The 22,873-nt window shown below is 72.0% G+C and carries 20 protein-coding genes and 1 tRNA gene; 12 read left to right on the forward strand and 9 right to left on the reverse strand.

What is annotated here, in order from left to right; genetic code table 11:
• Positions 1-14: 14 nt before the first annotated feature.
• Positions 15-1,565 carry an alpha/beta hydrolase gene (locus tag AA0Z99_RS01005; RefSeq protein ID WP_413318618.1) on the forward strand — a complete coding sequence of 517 codons (1,551 nt, stop codon included), beginning with the start codon at positions 15-17 and terminating at the stop codon, positions 1,563-1,565.
• Positions 1,566-1,601: 36 nt separating this feature from the next.
• Here AA0Z99_RS01005 and AA0Z99_RS01010 read toward each other — a convergent pair whose 3' ends face one another.
• A complete protein-coding gene (locus AA0Z99_RS01010) occupies positions 1,602-4,004 on the reverse strand; it encodes a phosphoketolase (protein WP_413318620.1) in 2,403 nt (800 codons plus the stop codon).
• A 170-nt stretch (positions 4,005-4,174) separates the two neighbouring features.
• Between AA0Z99_RS01010 and AA0Z99_RS01015 the strand changes: the two genes are divergently transcribed.
• A tRNA-Thr gene (locus tag AA0Z99_RS01015) sits at positions 4,175-4,247 on the forward strand.
• A gap of 195 nt (positions 4,248-4,442) precedes the next feature.
• On the forward strand, positions 4,443-5,660 hold the full coding sequence (gene nhaA, locus AA0Z99_RS01020; RefSeq protein ID WP_413318622.1) for a Na+/H+ antiporter NhaA: 1,218 nt from the start codon (positions 4,443-4,445) through the stop codon (positions 5,658-5,660).
• Positions 5,661-5,694: 34 nt separating this feature from the next.
• On the opposite strand, the gene AA0Z99_RS01025 is transcribed toward nhaA, so the two are convergent.
• Positions 5,695-5,937 (reverse strand): hypothetical protein, encoded by a 243-nt coding sequence (locus AA0Z99_RS01025; RefSeq protein WP_413318624.1) that lies wholly within the window; start codon positions 5,935-5,937, stop codon positions 5,695-5,697.
• 105 nt (positions 5,938-6,042) lie between these two features.
• Here AA0Z99_RS01025 and AA0Z99_RS01030 point away from each other — a divergent pair, with 105 nt between their 5' ends.
• The 4 genes from AA0Z99_RS01030 to AA0Z99_RS01045 all read left to right on the forward strand — a co-directional run bounded on the left by AA0Z99_RS01030 (position 6,043) and on the right by AA0Z99_RS01045 (position 10,816).
• A complete protein-coding gene (locus AA0Z99_RS01030) occupies positions 6,043-6,615 on the forward strand; it encodes an isochorismatase family protein (RefSeq protein ID WP_413318626.1) in 573 nt (190 codons plus the stop codon).
• Positions 6,616-6,683: 68 nt separating this feature from the next.
• Positions 6,684-8,846 (forward strand): MMPL family transporter, encoded by a 2,163-nt coding sequence (locus AA0Z99_RS01035; RefSeq protein ID WP_413318628.1) that lies wholly within the window; start codon positions 6,684-6,686, stop codon positions 8,844-8,846.
• Between the two features lie 63 nt (positions 8,847-8,909).
• Positions 8,910-10,379: an NAD-dependent succinate-semialdehyde dehydrogenase gene (locus AA0Z99_RS01040; RefSeq protein ID WP_413318630.1), complete on the forward strand. Its 1,470-nt coding sequence runs from the start codon at positions 8,910-8,912 to the stop codon at positions 10,377-10,379.
• Between the two features lie 8 nt (positions 10,380-10,387).
• Positions 10,388-10,816, forward strand: coding sequence for a hypothetical protein (locus AA0Z99_RS01045; RefSeq protein ID WP_413318632.1), 429 nt, complete (start codon positions 10,388-10,390; stop codon positions 10,814-10,816).
• A 157-nt stretch (positions 10,817-10,973) separates the two neighbouring features.
• On the opposite strand, the gene AA0Z99_RS01050 is transcribed toward AA0Z99_RS01045, so the two are convergent.
• Both AA0Z99_RS01050 and AA0Z99_RS01055 read right to left on the reverse strand, forming a co-directional pair.
• On the reverse strand, positions 10,974-12,779 hold the full coding sequence (locus AA0Z99_RS01050; protein ID WP_413318634.1) for an ABC transporter ATP-binding protein: 1,806 nt from the start codon (positions 12,777-12,779) through the stop codon (positions 10,974-10,976).
• Between the two features lie 33 nt (positions 12,780-12,812).
• Positions 12,813-13,016: an AsnC family protein gene (locus AA0Z99_RS01055; RefSeq protein WP_413318636.1), complete on the reverse strand. Its 204-nt coding sequence runs from the start codon at positions 13,014-13,016 to the stop codon at positions 12,813-12,815.
• 103 nt (positions 13,017-13,119) lie between these two features.
• Here AA0Z99_RS01055 and AA0Z99_RS01060 point away from each other — a divergent pair, with 103 nt between their 5' ends.
• The 5 genes from AA0Z99_RS01060 to surE are packed head-to-tail and all read left to right on the forward strand — an operon-like array spanning position 13,120 to position 17,468.
• Positions 13,120-14,046, forward strand: coding sequence for an ABC transporter ATP-binding protein (locus tag AA0Z99_RS01060; RefSeq protein ID WP_413318638.1), 927 nt, complete (start codon positions 13,120-13,122; stop codon positions 14,044-14,046).
• Entirely contained in the window at positions 14,043-14,891 is an 849-nt protein-coding gene (locus AA0Z99_RS01065) for an ABC transporter permease (protein WP_413318640.1), read from the forward strand. Before AA0Z99_RS01060 ends, AA0Z99_RS01065 begins: the two co-directional genes overlap by 4 nt.
• A gap of 5 nt (positions 14,892-14,896) precedes the next feature.
• Entirely contained in the window at positions 14,897-15,724 is an 828-nt protein-coding gene (locus tag AA0Z99_RS01070) for an ABC transporter permease (RefSeq protein ID WP_413320712.1), read from the forward strand.
• A gap of 29 nt (positions 15,725-15,753) precedes the next feature.
• Complete coding sequence (locus tag AA0Z99_RS01075) at positions 15,754-16,710, forward strand: PfkB family carbohydrate kinase (RefSeq protein ID WP_413318642.1); 957 nt, start codon at positions 15,754-15,756, stop codon at positions 16,708-16,710.
• Positions 16,710-17,468, forward strand: coding sequence for a 5'/3'-nucleotidase SurE (gene surE / locus AA0Z99_RS01080; protein ID WP_413320714.1), 759 nt, complete (start codon positions 16,710-16,712; stop codon positions 17,466-17,468). Before AA0Z99_RS01075 ends, surE begins: the two co-directional genes overlap by 1 nt.
• Positions 17,469-17,548: 80 nt before the next feature.
• On the opposite strand, the gene AA0Z99_RS01085 is transcribed toward surE, so the two are convergent.
• The 5 genes from AA0Z99_RS01085 to ribD form a co-directional block, all read right to left on the reverse strand.
• Complete coding sequence (locus AA0Z99_RS01085; protein ID WP_413318644.1) at positions 17,549-18,901, reverse strand: MFS transporter; 1,353 nt, start codon at positions 18,899-18,901, stop codon at positions 17,549-17,551.
• 271 nt (positions 18,902-19,172) lie between these two features.
• Positions 19,173-19,667 carry a 6,7-dimethyl-8-ribityllumazine synthase gene (gene ribH / locus AA0Z99_RS01090; RefSeq protein WP_413318646.1) on the reverse strand — a complete coding sequence of 165 codons (495 nt, stop codon included), beginning with the start codon at positions 19,665-19,667 and terminating at the stop codon, positions 19,173-19,175.
• A 2-nt stretch (positions 19,668-19,669) separates the two neighbouring features.
• A complete protein-coding gene (ribB, locus tag AA0Z99_RS01095) occupies positions 19,670-20,971 on the reverse strand; it encodes a 3,4-dihydroxy-2-butanone-4-phosphate synthase (RefSeq protein ID WP_413318647.1) in 1,302 nt (433 codons plus the stop codon).
• Positions 20,968-21,591 carry a riboflavin synthase gene (locus tag AA0Z99_RS01100; RefSeq protein ID WP_413318649.1) on the reverse strand — a complete coding sequence of 208 codons (624 nt, stop codon included), beginning with the start codon at positions 21,589-21,591 and terminating at the stop codon, positions 20,968-20,970. The genes ribB and AA0Z99_RS01100 overlap by 4 nt, the downstream gene beginning before the upstream one ends.
• On the reverse strand, positions 21,591-22,607 hold the full coding sequence (gene ribD, locus AA0Z99_RS01105) for a bifunctional diaminohydroxyphosphoribosylaminopyrimidine deaminase/5-amino-6-(5-phosphoribosylamino)uracil reductase RibD (RefSeq protein ID WP_413318651.1): 1,017 nt from the start codon (positions 22,605-22,607) through the stop codon (positions 21,591-21,593). The genes AA0Z99_RS01100 and ribD overlap by 1 nt, the downstream gene beginning before the upstream one ends.
• Between the last annotated feature and the right edge of the window lie 266 nt (positions 22,608-22,873).

A 22,873-nucleotide genomic window follows, 5' to 3' on the forward strand; every position in this document is an offset into this window, starting at 1 on the left:
CGTAGCGTAGAGGCATGCATCGCACCCGCCGCGGCCTGGCCGCCCTCGCCGCGATCGCCGCCACGGCGCTCGCGCTCACCGGCTGCATCCTGCCGCCGCAGCTGCCCGGCGACGACCGCCTCGGCCCCCCGCAGTGGAGCCCGACGGGCGAGCAGGTCGCGCCGGAGCTCGAGCCCTTCTTCGACCAGCAGGTCGACTGGGCGGAGTGCGCCGGGCTGTACTGCGGCACGGTCGCAGCACCGATGAACTGGGACGACGCCTCCGCCGACTCGATCGAGCTGGCCGTCACGGTGGCCCCGGCGACGGGCGAGCGGCGAGGAGCGATCCTCTACAACCCCGGCGGCCCGGGAGCATCCGGCGTGGAGTACGTGCGCGACTACGGCGACTACCTGCTGCACCCCGATGTGCGCGAGCACTACGACCTCGTCGGCTTCGACCCTCGCGGCGTCGGCGGCTCCACCCCGATCTCCTGCTACGACGACCCGCAGGAGCTCTACGACTGGCTGTGGGAGATCCCCGAGGGTCCCGCGCCCGAGCCCCTCAGCGACGAGGATCTCGAGGAGCAGCTCGAGTCGTCGCGCTGGTTCGGCGAGGCCTGCCTCGAGCACACCGGCCCCTACCTCGAGCTCGTCGGCACCGAGCAGGTCGCGAGCGACATGGACCTGCTGCGCGCGCTCTTCGGCGAGGAGCAGCTCGACTACCTGGGCGTCTCCTACGGCACGCTGATCGGTGCCACCTACGCCGACCTCTTCCCCGAGCGCGTCGGCCGCATGGTGCTCGACGCCGCGGTCGCACCGGATGCCACCGACTTCGAGGGCACCCTCTTCCAGGCAGCGGGCTTCGAGCTGGCGTACGGCAACTTCGTCGACGACTGCCTCGCCTCGGGCGAGTGCCCCTTCACGGGGTCGAAGGCAGATGCGCTGGCACAGACCCGCGCCCTGATCGAGTCGCTCGAGGAGGACCCCATCCCGGTGGCCGACGGCCGCGAGCTCGGCACCGGCGCGCTCTTCATCGCCATCGCCGCGAACCTCTACGCCGACTGGCAGTGGGAGGTGCTGCGCGAGATCATCGCCGATGTGCAGGCCGGCAGCGGTGAGAGCGCCTTCGCGGCGGCGGACGACTACTACGGCATCGACCCCGACGGATCCTTCGCCGACAACTCGCTCGAGGCGCTCATCGCGGTGAACTGCCTCGACTCGCCGGCGGTCACCGACTTCGCGCAGATCCGGGCGAACGCCGAGGAGATCATGGCGGCGGCCCCGACGCTCGGGCCCGACTTCGTCGGCGTCGGCTCCTGCGCTGCCTGGCCGTTCGAGGCGACCCGCGAGCCGCACGAGATCACGGCGCCCGGCGCAGAGCCGATCATCGTGATCGGCGGTGTCAACGACCCGGCCACCTCCTACCAGCAGGCGGTGGACCTCGCCGAGATGCTCGAGTCGGGCGTGCTGATCTCCGTCGACGCCGAGGGGCACGGGCAGTACAACAACGGCAACGCGTGCGTCGACCGGCCCGTGAACGAGTACTTCCTGACCGGGTCCGCCCCGGTGGGTGCGCTGGACTGCTGAGGGCGCCTCGCAGCGCGCCCGACCCGCGGTCGTGCGTCAGGCCGGCCACTCCCAATCGGCCACCTCGGGGATGTCGACTCCGTGCTCGCGCGTGTACGCCTTCGCCCGATCCCGCGCCTCCGCGAACGACTGGCGCGCCTGGGCGTGCGAGTCGGCGAAGCCGGCGCGGTCGATCACGTCGATCGCCAGCGTGTAGCGGTCGAGCCCGTTGAGCATCACCATGTCGAACGGCGTGGTCGTCGTGCCCCGCTCGAGGAACCCGTGCACGTGCAGCTGGTCGTGGCCGGTGCGCGTGTAGGTCAGGCGGTGGATCGTCCAGGGATAGCCGTGGTAGGCGAAGACCACCGGCTTGTCGGTGGTGAAGATCTGGTCGTACTCCGCATCCGGCAGCCCGTGCGGGTGGTGCTCCTCGTGCTGCAGGCGGCCGAGGTCGACGACGTTCACGACGCGCAGCGAGAGCTCGGGCACCGCCTCGCGCAGCAGCGTCGCCGCGGCGAGGGCCTCGAGGGTCGGCACGTCGCCCGCGGCCGCCAGCACCGCATCCGCCGGCCGCCGCTCGGTCTCGGTGCCTGCCCAGGGCAGGATGCCGAGCCCGCGCTCGCAGTGCTCCGCGGCCTCGTCGAGCGTCAGCCACTGCGGCTGCGGCTGCTTGCCGGCGACGATCACGTTGATCGTGCCGGTCGAGCGCAGGCAGTGCTCGGCCGTCGCCAGCAGCGTGTTCGCGTCGAAGGGCAGGTACACGCGCACCACCGCTGCGCTCTTGTTGAGCGCCACGTCGATGAAGCCCGGGTCCTGGTGGCTGAAGCCGTTGTGATCCTGCTGCCAGACGTGGCTCGAGAGCAGGTAGTTGAGGCCCGCGATCGGCTCGCGCCACGGCACGTGCATGGCTGACTCGAGCCACTTCGCGTGCTGGCCCAGCATCGAGTCGACGATGTGGGCGAACGCCTCGTAGGTCGTGAACAGCCCGTGGCGGCCGGTCAGCAGGTAGCCCTCCAGCAGCCCTTGGCAGAGGTGCTCGCTCAGCACGTCGATGACGCGCCCGGTGGGGGAGAGGTGCTCGTCGCCGGGCAGGGCCTCGGCGTTCCACTGCTTCTCGGTCACCTCGTAGACCGCGGGCGCGAGGCGATTGGATGCGGTCTCGTCGGGCCCGAAGAGGCGGAACGTCGCAGGGTTGTCGCGCAGCACCAGGGCGAGCCAGGCGCCCAGCACCGCCGTCGATCCGGTGCTGCCGGCACCGCGGCGCGCGGGATCGACCTCAGGGGCCGCGGCTCGGATGGGCGCCAGCGCGAGGGGCCGGCGCAGCACCCCGCCGTTCGCGACCGGTGTCGCGCTCATGCGGAGATCTCCCTCCGGTGCGGCCGAGGCGACGATCGGGCGCGGTGCGCCCCGCTCGTCGAAGAGCTCCTCGGGCCGGTAGGAGCGCAGCCACTGCTCGAGCAGCCGGCGGTGCTCCGGGTCCTGGCGCACTTCCTCGAGCGGCACCTGGTGCGCGCGCCACGTGCCCTCGATGCGGAGGCCGTCGACCTCCCGCGGGCCGGTCCAGCCCTTGGGGCTGCGGAGCACCAGCATCGGCCAGGCCGGGCGGCCTGCGCGCGCGCCCGTCGCCGCTTCCGCCTTGATGGCGGCGATGCGGTCGAGCGCGTCGTCGAGCGCGGTGGCGAAGCGGCGGTGCGAGCCGAGCGCGTCATCCTCGGCGTCGTCGCCGACCGTCACCAGGATCGGGTGGTGCCCGTAGCCGCGCAGCAGCTCGAGCAGCTCGTGCTCGGGGATGCGCGCGAGCAGCGTCGGGTTCGCGATCTTCCAGCCGTTGAGGTGCAGGATCGGCAGCACCGCGCCGTCGGCAGCGGGGTGCAGCAGCTTGTTCGCGTGCCACGAGGCGGCGAGCGGGCCCGTCTCGGCCTCGCCGTCGCCGATGACGCACGCCACGAGCAGATCAGGATCGTCGAGCGCGGCGCCGTAGGCGTGGGCCAGCGAGTAGCCGAGCTCGCCGCCCTCGTTGATGGAGCCGGGCGTCTCTGGCGCCGCATGGCTCGGGATGCCGCCGGGGAACGAGAACTGACGGAACAGGCGCTGCATCCCGCGCTCGCTCTGCTCGATGTCGGGGAACCGCTCGGTGTAGGTGCCCTCGAGCCATGCGCAGGCCACGCCGCTCGGCCCGCCGTGGCCGGGGCCGATGACGAACAGCGCGCGCTGCTCGCGCTCGCGGATCGCGCGGTTCAGGTGGCCGTAGACGAAGTTCAGCCCGGGCGTCGTGCCCCAGTGCCCGAGCAGTCGCCGCTTGAGGTGCGCGGGCTCGAGCGGCTCGCGCAGCAGCGGGTTCTCCTGCAGGTAGATCTGCCCGACGCTGAGGTAGTTCGCTGCGCGCCACCAGGCATCGACGCGCTCGAGCGCGCCCTGGGAGGCGGGGGCGGGGCTGGGGCTCCAGGTCGGGGCGGTCATGCGTCCGAGCCTGAACGAGACCGCTCGGGGCGTCAACCTCCCGTCGGTGCGGCGGATGCGCAGCGCGTGCGCAGGCGGCACGGGGGAGTGGGAACGGCCCTGGCACCAGCCTCGCCGAGGTCGAGCCCGGAGAGGAGGATGCGCTATGCTCGATGATCGTGCCTCGGCACGCCGCCTTAGCTCAGTCGGCAGAGCGATTCACTCGTAATGAATAGGTCGGGAGTTCGATTCTCCCAGGCGGCACGGGAACGGCCTCGTCGGTCGTCCGGTCATCTCCGATGGCGCGGACGCCCCGCGGTGCCCCTCCTCCGCTCGCGAGGCGCGAGCATGGTGTGCCGGGAAGCCTGGTCGGCGTGCCGCCGAGCGATCCGGCTCGGCGGGGACGACGGGAGACCCGTGGAACCGACCCGAACGCCCACCGGAGCACGACGAGCGCGCGTGGCGCAGGCCCTGCGCCTGGAGACGACGAGCGGTGTGCTGCTGCTGATCGCAGCCGCTGCGGCGCTCATCTGGGCCAACTCGCCCTGGCGCGATGCGTACGCATCGCTCATGGAGCTGCGCATCGGGCCGGAGGTGCTGCACCTCGACCTCAGCGTCGCGGCGTGGGCCGCGGACGGCCTGCTGGCGGTCTTCTTCTACGTGGTCGGCGTCGAGCTCAAGCACGAGATCGTGGCGGGCAGCCTGCGCGATCCGAAGCGAGCGGCCGTGCCGGTGCTGGCAGCGATCGGCGGCATGGCGCTGCCTGCTGCCGTCTACATCGGCGTGGTGCTCGCCGCCGGCGATCCGGGAGCGCTGAGCGGGTGGGCGATCCCCGCTGCCACCGACATCGCCTTCGCGCTGGCGGTGCTGGCGATCTTCGGTCGAGGGCTGCCGATCGGGCTGCGCACCTTCCTGCTGACACTGGCCGTGGTCGACGACCTGCTGGCCATCATCGTGATCGCCGTCTTCTACACCGCGACGGTGCAGCTGTTCGCGCTGCTCGGCGCGGTGCTCGCGCTCACCGCGTTCGGCCTGCTGGTGCGCTCGCGGTACGCGATGTGGTGGGTGCTCATCCCGATCGCGCTGGTCGCGTGGTGGTGCATGCACGAATCGGGCGTGCACGCGACGATCGCCGGCGTGCTGCTGGGTGCGCTCGTGCCTGCATCGCCCGTGCACGGGGAGCGTGAGGCGCGGACGCACCGCCACGAGGCCGCGGTGCGACCCTGGTCGACCGCCGTCGCGCTGCCGGTCTTCGCGTTCTGCTCAGCGGGCGTCTCCGTCGCGGGCGGCGGCGGGTTCGCCGAGCTCGCCGCGCAGCCGGTGCTGCTGGCGGTCGCAGGCGGCCTCATCGTGGGCAAGCTCGTGGGCGTGCTCGGGGTCACCGCGCTCGTCACGAGGGTCACGCCGCTGCGCCTGCCCGATGGCATCGGCATCCGTGACCTCGTGCCGGTCGCGCTGCTGACCGGCATCGGCTTCACCGTCTCGCTGCTCATCACGGAGCTCTCGTTCGACGACGCCGCCCGCACCGATGCCGCGAAGCTGGCAGTGCTGATCGGCTCCGGGATCGCCGCCCTGCTCGCCGCCCCGCTGCTGCGATGGGATGCGAGGCGCACGCGCAGCCAGGACGAGAATCGCGACGGAGCGGTGGACACCCCTCAGGCGCGCATCGGCGACTGAGGCGGTCGGTGCCGCGCGGCCGCGCGGCGGTCGATCAGACCGCGCGCTCCCAGACGCCTTCGAGCAGCATCAGCACGATCGGTGAGCCGTCGTCGTCCCGAGCGGCGAGTCGCACGTAGGTCAGGTCGTCGGTGGCGACGACGCGCTCGATCGCCACGTTCGCGTCCTGCGCCCAGGTGCGCAGGCTGGCAGCGTCGTTCGCGCGGGCCTGGAGGTCGGAGAGGACTGCGGCGATGTCAGCAGTGCTGAAGACCTGCGGGCGTGGCGAGATGAGCACGTCAAGAATGTACCCCAATCTGTACCCCATGAGGACCGCGTCGGCTGCGGTGGCGCCGCAGCCCATCCGCCTTGCTCCCGGCGCCGGGCCGCGTAGCCTGGGCGCATGAGCGCAGGGATCCTGATCGTCGACGTGCAGAACGACTTCACCGAGGGCGGCGCCCTCGGCACCGCGGGCGGCGCTGCCGTCGCGGCGGCCATCACCGAGCACCTCCGCACCCACGACTACGCGCTGGTCGCGGCGAGCCGCGACTGGCACGATCCCGAGGGCGACAACGGTGGGCACTTCGCCGAGGGCGAGCCCGACTTCGTCGACACCTGGCCCGTGCACTGCGTGGCGGGCACGACGGGGGCCGACTACCACCCCGCGCTCGACGTGCTGGCGATCGACGTGCACATCAAGAAGGGTCAGGGCGAGCCGGCCTACTCCGCCTTCGAGGGCACGACGGAGGAGGGCGAGACGCTCGCCGAGGTGCTGGAGGAGCAGGACATCGATCGGCTCGACATCGTCGGGATCGCGACCGACCACTGCGTGAAGGCCTCGGCGCTCGACGCCGCGCTCGCGGGCATCCGCGTGCGCGTCATCGACGGCCTGACCTCGGCCGTGACGCCGGAGACGCGCGCGGCTGCCCTCGACGAGCTGCGCGACGGGGGCGTCGAGGTCGTGCGCTCGGCCTGAGGAGCTGCCCGGTCAACAGGTCGTGCGCCTGGCTTGTAGATAGCCAGGCTAAAAGATAGTATGGCGAAGTGTCATTGCGCGAACGCCCTGCCTCCCGACGGATCCCGACCTGGCTGCGGGCGGTGCTGCCCGCGATCCTGATCCTCGGCTGGCTCGCCGCGGCGGGCTTCGGCGGGCCGACGTTCGGCAGCCTCTCGTCGGTGGTCTCGAACGACCAGAGCAGCTTCCTGCCCTCGAGCGCCGAGTCGACGACCGTGCAGCAGGCGCTGCCCGAATTCGTCGGCGATGACGAGATCCCCGCGATCGTGGTCGCCGCGACCGACGGGGATCTGCCGGCCGAGGCCGTCGCCGCGCTCGAGGACCTGCAGGCGTCGATCACCGACATCGAGGGCGTCGTCGAGGCCTCACCCCTCATCCCGAGCGAGGACGGCAGGGCCGCGCAGTTCGTCGCGGTGCTCGACAGCTCGGGCGAGGTCGCCGACGTCGTCGAGGAGGTGCGCGCTGCCGTCGCCGCCGCAGGCCTCGACGATGCGGTGCAGACCGCGGTCACCGGGCCCGCGGGCTTCACGGCCGACATCAGCGCGGCCTTCGGGGGCATCGACGGCATCCTGCTGCTCGTCGCGCTCGGCGCGGTCTTCATCATCCTGGTGATCGTCTACCGCTCGCCGCTGCTGCCGCTGCTCGTGCTGTTCACCTCGGTGTCCGCGCTCTGCCTCGCGATCCTCGTCGTCTTCCAGCTGGCGAAGGCCGACGTGCTGACCCTCAGCGGGCAGACGCAGGGCATCCTCTTCATCCTGGTCGTCGGCGCAGCCACCGACTACGGCCTGCTCTACACGGCGAGGTTCCGAGAGGCGCTGGGCGAGGTCGACTCCCGCTGGGAGGCGACGCTCCGCGCGCTGAAGGGCTCCGTCGAGCCCATCGTCGCCTCGGGCGGCACGGTCATCGCCGGCCTGCTCTGCTTGCTGCTGAGCGACCTCGTCTCCAACCAGCAGCTGGGGCCCGTCGCCGCGATCGGCATCGCGACGTCCATCGTCGCCGGGCTCACCCTGCTGCCGGCGCTGCTGCTGGCCTTCGGGCGGGTCGCCTTCTGGCCCTTCGCGCCGACGCCAGCGCGGCCGCGCACGAAGCCCGACGGCAAGGGCCTGTGGGGCGGCGTCTCCGCCGTGGTCGAGCGCCGCACGCGCACCGTCTGGATCGCCACCGCGCTCGTGCTCGGCATCGGCGCGGTCGGTGTGACGCAGCTGCAGGCGGAGGGCGTGCCCTCGAGCGACTTCGTCGTCGGCGAGTCGCAGGCCCGCGACGGCCAGGCCCTGCTCTCCGCCCACTTCCCGGGAGGCTCCGGCGCGCCCACGCAGGTGCTCGCCGACGAGGCGGACCTCGACCAGGTCGCGGATGCGCTGGCAGGCGTCGAGGGCGTCGAGGGCGTCGCGGTCGTCAGCGAGGACTCGCCCTCCGGGTCGATCCCGCTGCCGGTCGACGCAGCCTCGCCCTTCGCCGCGGCTTCGCCGACGGTCGTCGAGGGCCAGGTGCTCGTGCAGGCCACGCTCGTGGACGCGCCGGACTCCGACGCGGCGCAGGCCGTGGTGCGCGAGATCCGCGAGGTCGTGCATGCCATCTCGCCCGATGTCGCCGTGGGCGGCACCACCGCGACCGCGATCGACACCAACGACGCATCCGCGCGCGACCGGGCGCTCATCATCCCCATCGTGCTGCTGGTGATCTCGCTGATCCTGATGGTGCTGCTGCGCTCGATCGTCGCGGCGGTGCTGCTGCTGGCGACCACGGTGCTGTCGTACTACACGGCGCTCGGCGTCGGCGCGGTGATCCTCGGGCTGATGGGGATTCCGGCGATGGATCCGGCGGTGCCGCTGTTCGCGTTCGTCTTCCTCGTCGCGCTCGGCGTCGACTACAACATCTTCCTCATGACGCGGGTGCGCGAGGAGGTGGGGCTGCGCGGCCATCGCGAGGGTGTGCTGCGCGGCCTGCGCGTCACCGGCGGCGTCATCACCTCGGCAGGCGTGGTGCTGGCAGCGACGTTCGCGGCGCTGTCGGTGATCCCGGTGCTGTTCCTGCTGCAGCTGGCGATCATCGTGGCGCTCGGCGTGCTGATCGACACGACGCTCGTGCGCTCGCTGCTGGTGCCGGCGCTCGCGCTCGAGATCGGCCCCAAGACGTGGTGGCCGTCGAAGCTGGCGCGCGAGGATCGGCAGCGATCCGGGAAGCACGCCTGACCGATCGAGACCGCTTCGTATACGATGTGTGCATCCGACGAAGTCACGACGAAGGAGTCCTCCATGAGCGCGACCACCGAGACCCAGGTGCTGGATGCCGTCACCGGCCAGCTGTTCATCGGCGGTTCGTGGGTCGATGGCGAACAGGGAACGATCGACGTGCGCGACCCCGCGACCGGCGAGGTCATCAAGCAGATCGCGAACGGCTCGGTCGAGGACGGCGTGCGCGCGCTCGACGCTGCGGTGGCGGCGCAGGACGAGTGGGCGCGCACCCCTGCTCGCGTGCGCGGCGAGATCCTGCGGAAGGCCTTCGACCTGCTGCAGGAGCGCAAGGAGGAGTTCGCGCTCCTCATGACGCTGGAGATGGGCAAGCCGCTCGCTGAGGCGCGCGGCGAGGTCGCCTACGGCGGCGAGTTCCTGCGCTGGTTCTCGGAGGAGGCCGTGCGCATCGACGGTCGCTACACGATGACCCCCGAGGGCACGGGGCAGATGATCGTCACCCACCGCCCGGTCGGCCCGTGCTTCCTCATCACGCCGTGGAACTTCCCGCTCGCGATGGCGACGCGCAAGCTGGGCCCCGCGCTCGCCGCAGGCTGCACGGCGGTCGTCAAGCCCGCGACGCTCACGCCGCTCACGACGCTCGCGCTCGTCGGGCTGCTCGAGGAGGCGGGGCTGCCGAAGGGCGTCGTCAACGTCATCACGACGAAGTCGACCGGGGCGCTCTCGGAGCGGCTGCTCGCCGACCCGCGACTGCGCAAGGTCTCGTTCACCGGCTCGACCCCCGTCGGCGTGCAGCTGCTCAAGCAGGCAGCCGACAACGTGCTGAAGTCGTCGATGGAGCTCGGCGGCAACGCTCCCTTCGTCGTGTTCGAGGACGCGGATCTCGACAAGGCCGTCGAGGGCGCCCTGCTGGCGAAGTTCCGCAACATCGGACAGGCCTGCACGGCCGCCAACCGCTTCATCGTGCACGAGTCGGTCGCCGACGAGTTCGCGCAGCGCATCGGCGACGCCGTGAAGGCGATGAAGGTCGGCCGCGGCACCGAGGAGGGCGTGACGATCGGCCCGCTCGTCGAGGACAAGGCGGTCGACAACGCGGTGCGACTGGTCGACGACGCGGTGTCGGCCGGCGCGACGCTCGTCACCGGCGGCAAGGCGATCGACGGGCCCGGCTCGTTCTTCGAGCCCACGGTGCTCGACGGCGTCGAGGCGAGCATGGCGGTCTCGATCGAGGAGATCTTCGGCCCCGTGGTCGCGATCCAGCGCTTCAGCTCCGAGGAGGACGCGGTGCGGCTCGCGAACGCGACCGAGTACGGCCTCGTGGGCTACGTCTTCACGGAGGACGCGAAGCGCGGTCAGCGCATGATCGAGCTGATCGACACGGGCATGATGGGCCTCAACGTCGGCGTCGTCTCGAACGCTGCCGGCCCCTTCGGCGGCGTGAAGCAGTCGGGCCTCGGGCGCGAGGGCGGCGCCGAGGGCATCCACGAGTACCTCGAGACGAAGTACACGCTGATGCCGAACCCGTTCGCCTGAGGCGCGACGTGGTCGATGGCCGCGCTCCTGCTGAGCCGGCGTCCCCGTCGGTGCCGCAGGCGCCGCGCGCCATCCGGTCGGCGGTCGTGCTCATCGTGCTGCTCGTGCTCGTGCAGGGCGTGCTGCTGGTGATCGCGGCGCTCGCGTCGATCGGGAGTGCGCCCGTCGAGGACGTGCTCGTGGCGGCGGTCTCCGGCGTGCTGCTGACCGCGGTGGTGCCGGCGTGCACGGTCGCGATGCAGCGTGGACGCCCGTGGGCCTTCGCCGCGCTGGTGGCCGCGATCGCCGCCTTCGGTGCCTCGGGCGTGGTGCGCACCGTGCTCGACGCCTCCTTCGGCTCGGTGACGATGGTCGTGCTCTGCGCACTGATCGGCGCCTGCCTCATCGCCCCGAGCGCCCGCAGGTGGGCGGCAGCAGTGGTCGCGGCCTTCCGCTGAGACCCGACCGCGGGCAGCAGCGGGTCAGGCCGACGAGGAGCTCGCCGCGCACGCGACCCTCGATCAGGCGCTCATGGGCCTCGCGGGAGCGCTCGAGCGGGAAGCGCTCCTGGAGCGCGAGCAGCAGGTCACCGGCTGCGGCCAGGCGCGGAGCCGCTCAGCCGGCGGAGGGAGCGGGTGCCGCCGGGGCGAGCAGCTGGTGCGCCGCGAGCTCGCGGTAGAGGGGCGAGGTCTCGAGCAGCTCGGCGTGGGTGCCCGTCGCGAGCACCCGGCCGCCGTCCAGCACGACGATCTGGTCGGCGTCCACGACCGTCGCCAGCCGGTGCGCGATGACCAGGGTCGTGCGCCCCTCGCTCGCGACATCCAGCGCCGTCTTCAGCGCGGCCTCGTTGCGGGCGTCCAGGTTGGCGGTCGACTCGTCGAGCAGCAGGATCGGCGTGGACGCCAGCAGCGCGCGGGCGATCGCCAGCCGCTGCCGCTCGCCGCCCGAGAGCAGCACGCCGCCCTCGCCGACCTCGGCACCGAGGCCTTTGCCCGCACGACGCACCAGATCGCTGAGGTTCACCGACTCGAGCGCGGCCAGCAGCTGCTCGTCGCTCGCCCCCGGCGCACCGAGGCGCAGGTTGTCGCGCAGCGTGCCGGCGAGCACCGGTGCATCCTGCTCGACGTAGCCGATCCGCGCGCGCAGGCTGTCGCGATCCACGTCGCGCACATCGACGCCGCCGACCGTCACGCGGCCGGCAGTCACGTCGTAGAAGCGCTCGACCAGGGCGAAGGTCGTCGACTTGCCGGCACCAGAGGGCCCGACGAGCGCGGTGCGCGAACCGGCTGGGACGGCGAACGACACGTCCTCGAGCACCACGCGCGCATCCTCGGCAGCGGGGTAGGCGAAGCCGACGCCCTCGAAGGCCACCATCGGGGCGCCGTCGAGCGGTGAGAGCGCGACCGCGGCGTCGGCGTGCGCCTCCCCGGGCAGTCGCACGATCTCCTGGATGCGGCCGAGCGCGCCGAGCGCGACGCTGACGGCGGCGATGGCGCCCGCGAGCTGGCCGAGCGGCATCACCATCAGGAACAGGAACAGGAGGAACCCGACCAGCTGCGAGATCTCGATCTCTCCGGTGGCGACGCGGAGGCCGCCGACGCCGAGCACGATGAGGAACGACAGGTTCACGGCGACGCCGAGGATCGGCACGACGAAGGCGGAGATGCGGGCGACGCGCACGCCGGCGCCGAAGGCGTCGCCGGCCCGTGCGCCGATCTCGTCGACCTCGCGCTCGGTGGCGCCTGCGGCGCGCACGGTGCGCACCGCGCTGATCGCCCGCTCGAGCGCGCTCGTCAGGTGGCCGACCTGCTCCTGCGCCTTCCCCGATGCGCGCGTGAGCATCGGCATCACCACGAGCATCGCCGCGATCGCGACGACGAGCACGAGCACGGTCAGCCCGAACAGCAGCGGATCGATGATGAGCATCGCGATCACCGCGCCGACCAGCGTGAGGACGCCGCCGATCGACTCGACGAGCCCCTGCGTCAGCACGGCCCGCAGCAGCGTCGTGTCGCTGCCCACCCGGCTCACCAGGTCGCCGATGCGGCGCTGGTCGAACTCGGCGATCGGCAGGCGCAGCATGCGGCCGACGAGGGTGCGGCGGGTGCGCAGGACCACGTGCTCGCCCAGGATCTGCAGGAGGAAGTGCTGGAACCCGTCCGACACCGCTCCCACGATCACGACCACCACGAGCAGCCACGGCAGCCACTCGAGGGGCTGCACCTGCTCGACGCGCGCGATGAGCTCCTGCACGAGCAGCGGCTGCGCGAGCGCGAAGACCGCGCCGAGGAACGACAGCGCGATCGCGCCGGCCAGCAGTCCCTTCTTCGGGAAGAGGTAGGGCAGCAGCTCCTTGACGCTCGCGCGCGGCCCGTCGTCCTCGCTGCGGCGCCTGCCGAACATGCCTCGTCGTTCGCTCATCCCCGCGCTCTCCGGCTCCCGGGTCGGCATCCGCTACCGCTTCCCGTGCTTCTTGTGGACCGCCTGGCGCGAGACGCCGAGCGCGTCGGCGATCGCCTGCCAGGCGAACCCCTCCATTCTTGCGCGTCTGACGAGCGCGGATTCCTCGCGCTCCACCTCGCGCCGCGCGGCGGCCGCCTCGGCCAGTCGCTCGAGCACGCCGAGCGGCCGCTCGCCCTGGGCTGTCATCTCGTCCATCTGTCAATGATGGTTGACAACGAGGGATGTGTCAACGAGGGTTGACGATCCGCACCCGAGGAGAGCGGTGCGGTGTGGGCGCCTGGCGCTACTGTGAGGTCTCGTGCCAGCACCTGTCATCGAGGCCACGGGCCTCACCAAGCGCTACGGCGGCTTCACCGCGGTCGACGGCATCGACTTCGCCATCCAGCCGGGGGAGGCCTTCGGGTTCCTCGGGCCGAACGGCGCCGGCAAGTCGACCACGATGCGCATGATCGCCGCGACCTCGACCCGCACCTCCGGGGCGCTCGAGGTGCTCGGCTTCGACCCGGCCGACCACGGGCCGGAGATCCGCGCGCAGCTCGGCATCGTCCCGCAGGCCGATCAGCTCGACGAGGAGCTCCGGGTGATCGACAACCTCATCGTCTACGGTCGCTACTTCGGCATGCCGATGCCCTACGTCCGTCGTCGCGCGGAGGAGCTGCTGGAGTTCGCCCAGCTCACCGACAAGCGCACGTCGCGCGTCGACGGCCTCTCGGGCGGCATGAAGCGCCGCCTGACGATCGCCCGGGGGCTCATCAACAGCCCGAAGGCGATGCTCCTCGACGAGCCGACCACCGGCCTCGATCCGCAGGCCCGCCACGTGCTCTGGGATCGCCTCTTCCGGCTCAAGGAGGAGGGGACGACGCTCGTGCTCACCACCCACTATATGGACGAGGCGGAGCAGCTCTGCGACCGGCTCGTGGTGGTCGACAAGGGCACCATCGTCGCCGAGGGCAGCCCCGCCTCGCTGATCCGGCAGTACTCGACCCGCGAAGTGCTCGAGGTGCGCTTCGGCTCGGCGCACAACGAGGCCGCGGCGAAGACCATCGAGGGCATCGGGGACCGCATCGAGGTGCTGCCCGATCGCGTGCTCGTCTACGACGACGACGGAGAGGCGGCGATGTCCGCCGTGCACGAGCGCGGCCTCAGCCCGATCACGAGCCTCGTGCGTCGCTCGAGCCTGGAGGACGTCTTCCTGCGGCTCACCGGCAGGAGCCTGATCGAATGAGCGAGACGACGCAGCCCTCGCTCGCCGTCGACGGCGTCGACCACCGGGGCATCGCCAGCCGCAGCCGGCGCTGGGGGTGGTGGTACGTGTGCGAGCACCGGATCCGCTCGATGCGCTCCTACGTCGCCTCGTGGTTCGGGCTCAGCATCGGCGAGCCCTTCCTGTTCGTCCTGGGCCTCGGCCTGGGGCTGGCGCTGCTCGTCGACCAGAACCAGCAGTCGGGCGTCGACGGGGTGCCCTACCTCGTCTTCATCGTCCCCGCGCTCATGATGGCCTCCGCCATGCAGACCGCCGCGAACGAGAACACGTGGGGCGTCTTCGGCGGCTTCAAGTGGTTCCCCATGTTCTTCGCGATGAGCGGCACGCCGATCAGCGCAGCGCAGATCGTGCTCGGCTACCAGCTGGCCACGCTCGTGCGGGTCACGCTGCCGCTGCTCACGTTCACCGCGATGGTGCTCATCCTGCGGCTCGGCGATCCGCTGGGAGCGCTCCTGCTGCTGCCCATCGGCCTGCTGCTCGCCGCATCCGTCGGCTTCTCGGTGATGGCGTGGGTCGCGACGCAGACCGAGGATCGCGGCCAGCTCTCGTTCATCGAGCGCTTCGTGGTGCTGCCGCTCACGCTCTTCTCCGGCACCTACTTCCCGCTCGAGACACTGCCCTGGTTCCTGCACTGGATCGGGTGGATCTCGCCGCTCTGGCACGCGGCCGAGCTCGGCAGGAGCGCGCTCTACGGCGCCGAGCTCTCGCCGCTGATGGCGCTCGTGCACGTCGGCTTCCTCGTGCTGCTCGCCGCCGTGACGTGCGCGCTCTCCATCCGCGTCTTCCGGAAGAGGCTCGACACGTGACCCAGCTGCGCACCGACGAGCTGCTCGAGGCTCCCGCCCCCACCGTCCGCGGCCCGCTCCGCGGCCTCTACGCCGGCAACACCCGCTCGGTCGTCGCGCGCGGCCTCCAGGTGATGGCGCGCACCAACTGGGTCGTGGTGCTGACCGGCTTCTTCGAGCCCGTCTTCTACCTGCTCTCCATGGGCATCGGCCTCGGCGCGCTGATCGGCACGGTCGAGTTCGCCGGCACCGACGTGCCCTACGCCGCCTACATCGCGCCCGCCCTGATGGCGGTGAGCGCCATGAACGGCGCCGTCTACGACTCCACGATGAACGTCTTCTTCAAGATGCGGCACGCGAAGCTGTACCAGCAGATGCTCTCCACCTCGCTCGGCCCGCTGGACGTGGCGCTGGGGGAGATCGTGCTGGCACTGTTCCGCGGCCTGCTCTACGCCTGCGGCTTCATGGCGGTGACGACCCTCATGGGGTTGAACCTCTCGTGGACGGCGGTGCTCGCCATCCCCGCCGCGCTCGTCATCGCCTTCGGCTTCGCGTCCTTCGGCATGGCGGTGACGAGCTACATGAAGACGTTCCAGCACCTCGACTACGTCTTCTTCCTGATGGCGCCGATGTTCATGCTCTCGGCCACCTTCTTCCCGATCGAGGTCTACCCGCAGGGCATGCAGTGGGTGATCCAGGCGCTGCCGCTGTGGCACGGGGTCGACATGATCCGACAGCTGACGACCGGGCTCATCCAGCCGTCCATCTGGCTGCACCTGCTCTACTTCGGCGTCATGATCGTGCTGGGCCTGTGGTTCACGACCGCGCGGCTGCGGGTGCTCTTCCTGCGCTGACGCTCAGCCGGCGATCCTAGGGTGGCGACATGCCGCGCGTCGTGATCTTCGCCCCCGCCCCGATGCTGACCGTGACCATCGAGGAGCTGCACGGCGAGCCCGACGTGCACCTGCACGTCGGCGGCCAGGGCGTCTGGCAGGCGCGGATGCTCGAGGCGCTCGGCACAGAGGTCACCATCGTCTGCACCGTCACGGGCGAGGCGGGATCGGTCTCGCGGCACCTGCTCGACGGCGAGGGGTTCGACGTCGTCGCGATCGAGCGGGAGGGCAGCAGCCCCGCCTACATCCACGACCGACGCGGCGGCGAGCGCGAGCCGATCGTCGAGACGCAGGGGGAGCCGATCTCGCGGCACGACCTGGACGCGCTCTACACCGCGATGCTGAGCGCCGCGACGGAGGCCGACCTCGTCATCCTCTCGGGCCCCGACGGCGAGACGACGATCGAGGCGGACGTCTACCGCAGGCTCGCGAGCGACATGCGCGAGCTCGGGAAGCCGGTGCTCATCGATCTCGCGGGCCCTCGGCTCGAGGCGGCGCTCGAGGGCGGCGTCGACGTGCTCAAGGTGAGCCACGAGGAGCTCGTCGCCGACGGTCGCGTCGACGACGGGGACGACGAGGGGCAGCTGCTCGCGGCGGCGCGCGAGCTGGTGGCAGGCGGCATCGGGCTCGTCGCCATCACCCGCGCCCACGAGGGCTCGATCGTGGTGGGCGAGCAGGGCAGCTGGCGCGTCTCGGCGCCCCAGCTCGAGCCGGTCGACACCCGCGGGGCCGGCGACTCCTACGCTGCAGGCCTGGCCGCGGTGCTCGCCGCCGGCGGCGGCCACGAGGAGGCCGTGCGCACCGCAGCCGCAGCCGGCGCCGTCAACGCCACCAGGCGCGGGCTCGGCACCGGTGACGCGGCGGCGGTGCGGGCGATCGCCGAGCGCGTCGAGCTGCAGGAGCTGACGACCGAGGACGAGGACGGCGACGAGAGGGACGGCGAGTGATGCGGGCACTGATCACCAACGACGACGGCATCGACTCCCCGGGGCTCACGGCGCTCGCGCGCGTGGCCTCGGCCGCTGGGCTCGAGGTGGTGGTCGCAGCGCCGGCCCACGAGCACTCGGGCGCCAGCGCATCCATCATCGCCACCCAGGGCGCCGCCGTGACGGCGGCCGGAGGCAAGGGCACCGTGCGCTCCGAGCGACGGCAGCTGCCCGGCATCGAGGGCGACGCCTTCGCGGTGCACGCGGCGCCGGCGCTCATCACGCTGCTGGCACTGCACGGCTCCTTCGGAGGAGCGCCCGACGTGGTGCTCAGCGGCATCAACCGGGGCGCGAACGTCGGCGGCGCCATCATGCACTCCGGCACGGTGGGCGCCGCGCTCACCGCAGGGCAGGGCGGGGTGCGGGCCCTGGCCGTCTCGCTCGACGTCGGGCTCGTCGAGCTGCCGCAGCAGCACTGGGAGACCGCCGCGACGATCGCCGGGCGCGCGCTCGCGCGGCTGCTCGAGTCGCCGCCGGCCACCATCCTGAACGTGAACGTGCCGAACGTGCCCGACGCGGCTGCGCTCGAGCTCGTGGAGGCGCCGCTCGCCCCCTTCGGGATCGTGCAGACCACGATGACCGAGCTCGACGGCGACGAGGTGCGCCTGTCCATCCGCGAGCACAGCGCCTCCGATGCACCGGGGACCGACATGGAGCGGCTGGCGGCAGGAGCCGCGACGGTCACCGCGGTGCGGACGATCGCCGAGCGCACCGGCTGAGGCAGCACGCGTCCTGCACAGCCGAACGGCCGGCGCCCCTCTCGGGCGGCCGGCCGTTCGCAGTGGAGCAGCGGGGCGCGTCAGCGCTCCATGTCGAGGTCCTTCGTCTCCTTCGAGAGGATGAGCGCGATGAGCGTCAGCACCCCGGCGCCGGAGAGGTAGACGCCCACCCAGAACGGGCTGCCCTCACCCGCGGTCCACAGCGCGACCGCGATGAACGGCGCGACGGCCGCGCCGATGATCGACGACACGTTGTAGCTCACGCCGGAGCCGGTGTAGCGCACGTTGGTGGGGAACAGCTCAGGCAGCAGCGCGCCCATCGGCCCGAACGTGAAGCCCATCAGCGACATGCCGATGATCAGCCACGCCATGACGCCGAACGTGCCGCCGCCCGTGAGGGGGACCCACAGCAGCCCGAAGACGATGATCGCCAGGGTGACGATGATGAGGGTGCGACGTCGGCCGAAGCGGTCGGCCAGAGGGCCGGAGATGAGCGTGAAGATGCCGAAGAAGACGACGCCGACGATGAGCATCATCACGAACGAGTTGTAGGAGTAGCCGAGGCCCGGCACCGCCGCGTCGACGGGCGCGCGACCGAAGGTGAGCGAGAACGCGGTCATCAGGTAGAACAGCACGTACGTGGCGAGCATGAAGAAGGTGCCGAGGATCAGCTCCTTCCAGTAGCCGCGGAAGACCGTCGCGATCGGCAGGCGCTGGATCGTGCCCGTCGTCTTCGCCTTCTCGAACGAGGTCGACTCGACGAGCTTGAGGCGCACGTAGAGCCCGACGATCACCATGACGGCGGAGAACAGGAACGGGATCCGCCAGCCCCACTCGAGGAACGCGTCCGAGGGCATCGAGGGGTCGTCGCTCGGCAGGGCCGCGGCGATGATGAGGAAGAGGCCGTTGGCGATGATGAAGCCGATCGGCGCACCGAGCTGCGGGAAGGTGCCGAACCACGCGCGCTTGCCGGCCGGGGCGTTCTCGGTCGCGACCAGGGCTGCTCCAGACCACTCGCCGCCGATGGCGAAGCCCTGCGCGAGGCGCATGAGCACGAGCAGCGCTGCCGCGAACCAGCCGATCTGCTCGTAGGTCGGGAGCAGGCCGATCAGGAACGTCGCGATGCCCATCGTGAGCAGTGCGCCGACGAGCGTGAGCTTGCGCCCGTGCTTGTCGCCGAGGTGCCCGAAGACGATCGACCCGATGGGGCGCGCGACCATGGCCGCGCCGAAGACCGCGAACGACGACAGCAGCCTGGTGGTGTCATCGCCCGCGGGGAAGAAGAGGTACGGGAAGACGAGGACTGCGGCCGTCGCGTAGACGTAGAAGTCGTAGAACTCGACGGTCGTGCCGATGAGCGTGGCGAAGAGGACGCGCCCGCGCGAGTTGGCGGGCTTCGGCGCGGTGGCCGTGTGCGGAGCGGAGGTGGACATGCTGCTTCCTGGTGGATGCACGCGCGGGTCGGATGCGGGTGTGCGGTGCGCGTGGGTGGTGCGGACCGCTCGTGACGGGCCGGTCGCGTCGGAGACACCCTCGGCTCCGCGTGGACGACGGTTCATCGTAACCGTTCACGTGCTCCAGGGCGCGCACACAGGAACGCGCGCGGCGCATCCGCGTCGAGGCGCTGGGCGCTGCGGCTCGCTGCTGTGGAGCGGCCGGCGCTCCCGGCGCTCGTCATCGCCGCCCGCGCCCCGGGCGCCCGGCTCAGGCGCGGAGGCTGCGCAGCGCCAGCGCTGCCTCGACGACCGCCTCCGCGGCCTCGCGCCCCTTGTCCTCCTTAGAGCCCGGGAGGCCCGCGCGGTCGATGCCCTGCTGCTCGTCGTCGAGGGTGAGCACACCGAAGCCGATCGGCTTCCCGGTGCGCACGGCGACCTCGGTGAGCCCGATCGTCGCGGCCTGGGAGACGTACTCGAAGTGCGGGGTGCCGCCGCGGATGATCACGCCGAGCGCGACCGCGCCGTCGAAGCCGGCCTCCAGTGCCGCCTGCGCGACGACCGGCAGCTCGAACGAGCCGGGCACGGGCAGCTCGGTGACGTCGGCGCCCGTCTCGTCGAGGGCGCGGCGAGCGCCCTCGAGCAGCCCGGTCGCGATCTGCTCGTGCCAGCGGCCGTGCACCACCGCGATGCGCAGGCCGCGCGCGTCGAGGTGCGAGGCGCCATCCGCGCTCGCTGCGTGCTGGGGTCGTCCTGCTCCGGCCATGGCTAGCCCTCTTCCTGTTCGTCGTGGTGGGTGCCGATCGGCGCGGCGGCCGCTGCCGGCACCGACAGCGCCTCGGGCAGCGTGTGCCCCATCCGGTCGCGCTTGGCCTGCAGGTACGCGGTGTTGTGCGCTCCGACGCCGACCAGCAGGGGCACGAGCTCCTGCACGGCGACGCCGTGCTGCTCGAGCGCCGCGCGCTTGAGCGGGTTGTTGGAGAGCAGCCGGATCGAGGCGATGCCCTGCTGCCGGATGATCGCGGCGGCCGCACCGTACTCGCGGCCGTCGGCGGGCAGGCCGAGCGCCAGGTTGGCGTCGAGCGTGTCGAGCCCCTGCTCCTGCAGCCGGTAGGCGCGCAGCTTGTTGATGAGCCCGATGCCGCGGCCCTCCTGGCCGCGCAGGTAGACCACCATGCCGCTGCCCGCGGCCTGGATCTGCTCGAGCGCCGCGTCGAGCTGGGGCCCGCACTCGCACTTCAGCGAGTGGAGGGCCTCGCCCGTGAGGCACTCGGAGTGGACCCGCACGAGCGCGCCGTCGCCGAGCGCGTCGCCCGCGATGATCGCGAGGTGGTCGGCACCGGTCTGACGATCGCGGAAGGCCGCGATGCGGAACGTGCCGAACGCGGTCGGCACGCTCGTCTCCACCTCGAAGGAGACGCGCGCCGACTCCTCGTTCGTGCCGCTGCACGCTGTCGGGATCCCGCCGGCCTCGAGGTAGTCGATGAGGTCCTCGATGGTGATGACCGGCAGGTCGTGCTCGTCGCCGAAGGCGATGAGCGCCGGCAGTCGCCGCATCTCGCCCGAATCCTCGACGAGCTCGCCGATGACGCCGACCGGGGGCAGCCCGGCGAGCTGCATCAGCTCGACCGCGGCCTCGGTGTGGCCGGCACGAGCGCGCACACCGCCCTCGACGGCGCGCAGCGGCACGATGTGGCCGGGGCGTCGCAGGCTCGTCGCGGTGGAGGACGTGTCGGCGAGCACCCGCAGCGTGTGCGCGCGGTCGTCGGCCGAGATGCCGGTCGAGGCGCGATCCGCCGCATCGACGGTGACCGTGTACGCGGTCTGCCGCTCGTCCTGGTTCTCGAGCACCATCAGCGGCAGCCCGAGGTCGTCGGCGCGCTCAGCCGTGAGCGGTGCGCACAGGTAGCCGGAGGTGTGTCGCACCATGAAGGCGACCCACTCGGCGGTCGCGAGGTGCGCCGACATGATCAGGTCGCCCTCGTTCTCGCGCCCCTCGTCGTCGACGACGATCACGGGGCGGCCCTCGCGCAGCGCCCGCAGGGCGACGTCGATCGTGGTGATGCTCATCGCTTCGCCTCCAGCTGCAGCATGCGCTCGACGTGACGCGCGACGATGTCGGTCTCGATGTTGACCCGCTCGCCGACCGCCCGGAATCCCAGGGTCGTCGACGCGAGCGTCTCGGGGATCAGCGACACCTCGAACCAGTGCTCCGCCTCCTCCGGGGCGCTGATCGCGGAGACGGTGAGCGAGATCCCGTCGACCGCGATCGACCCCTTCGCGGTGACGAGGTGCGCGTGCTCGGCGTCCAGCGAGCAGCGCACGGTGCGCTGGCCGCGGCCCTCGGTGATCGCCAGCACCGTGGCGGTGCCGTCGATGTGGCCCTGCACGATGTGACCGCCGAGCCGATCGCCGACCGCGGCAGCGCGCTCCAGGTTCACCCGGTCGCCCGGCCGCCGGTCGCCCAGCGTGGACATGTCGACCGAGACGCGCATGACGTCGGCGGTGAACGCCTCCGCCGTCTGGTCGACGACGGTCAGGCACAGGCCGTTGACCGCGATCGAGTCGCCGTGCGACGCGTCGCTGACGGCCAGCGGTCCGCGCACGGTCAGTCGCCAAGCCCCAGGGTCGGTGGCGTGGGGCTCGAACGAGACGACCTCGCCCAGCTCTTCGATGATGCCGGTGAACATCACTGCTCGCTCTCTGTCGTGGCCTCGACCAGGAGGTCGCTGCCGAGCTGCTCGAGCCGCGTCACCGTGAGGCGCCGCTGCTCGTCGATCGTGTGGACGCCGAGATCGTCGAGCGCTGTGCGCGGGCCTCCGAGGAGGGTCGGCGCCAGGTAGACGGTGAGGCGGTCGGCGAGGCCGGCGCGCACGAACGCGCTCGCGAGCGTCGGCCCGCCCTCGACGTAGAGGGTCTGGATGCCCGCGGCGGCGAGCTCGGCGAGCTCGCGCTCGAGGTCGTGGCCGGCGGTGCGCAGGCCGCGCGGGTGCTCGCGCAGCGCTGCCGACTCGGGGATCGCGCGCTCGCCGAAGACGACCGGCAGCGGCTGCGGAGCCTCGGGCTCACCGTCGACGCGTGCCGTGAGGCGTGGGTCGTCGGCGAGCACCGTGCCGGTGCCGACCGCGATCGCGTCGTGCGCGCTGCGCTCGCGGTGCACGTGCGCGCGCGCCTCGGGGCCGGTGATCCAGCGGCTCGTGCCGTCGGAGGCCGCGGCTCGACCGTCGAGCGACTGCGCCCACTTGACGGTGACGCGCGGCCGGCGTGCGCGCTGCACGAAGAGCCAATCGGCGATGAGCGCCGCTCCCTCGGCCTCGTCGAGGCGCTCGACCTCCACGCCGGCCGCCCGCAGTCGCGCGCTCCCGCCGCTCGAGGCCTCGCCCGGGTCGGCAGCGGCGTAGACGACGCGGCCGACGCCGGCCTCGAGCAGCGCGAGGGCGCACGGGCCGGTGCGGCCGACGTGGTTGCACGGCTCGAGCGTGACGACGGCGGTGGTGCCGCGGGCGTCGGCTGCGCCGAGCCGCGCGAGCGCGTCGACCTCGGCATGCGCGGTGCCGGCACCGCGGTGCCAGCCCTCGGCGACGATGCGACCATCGGGGGAGAGGATGACGGCGCCGACCTGGGGGTTCACGCCTCGCGGCCCCCGCAGGGCGAGCGCGCGAGCGCGCGCCATCGCGGCGCGCTCTGCAGCGGTGATCCCCGACATCCGTTCCTCTCCGAACGCGCACGGGGATCCGAGGGGTCGCTGACGACCTCGCGTGCGCCTCCCCTCCGGACTCTCACCGTCGGTGCTGGAATTCCACCAGCTCGGCCGCGCGATCGCTCGTCATGACGCGGTCGCTCGGTTCGCGGACTCTCACCGCCGGTTCAGACTTGCACTGACCCCGGGCACGTTGCGCTCCCAGCCTACAACTCGCGGGGTCGCCCCCTCATTCCGCGCCTCCTCGCCCCCCCGCCCTCGCCCCCCCCGCC

It is taken from the genome of Agrococcus phoenicis, assembly GCF_047302415.1.
Classification (GTDB): Bacteria; Actinomycetota; Actinomycetes; order Actinomycetales; family Microbacteriaceae; genus Agrococcus.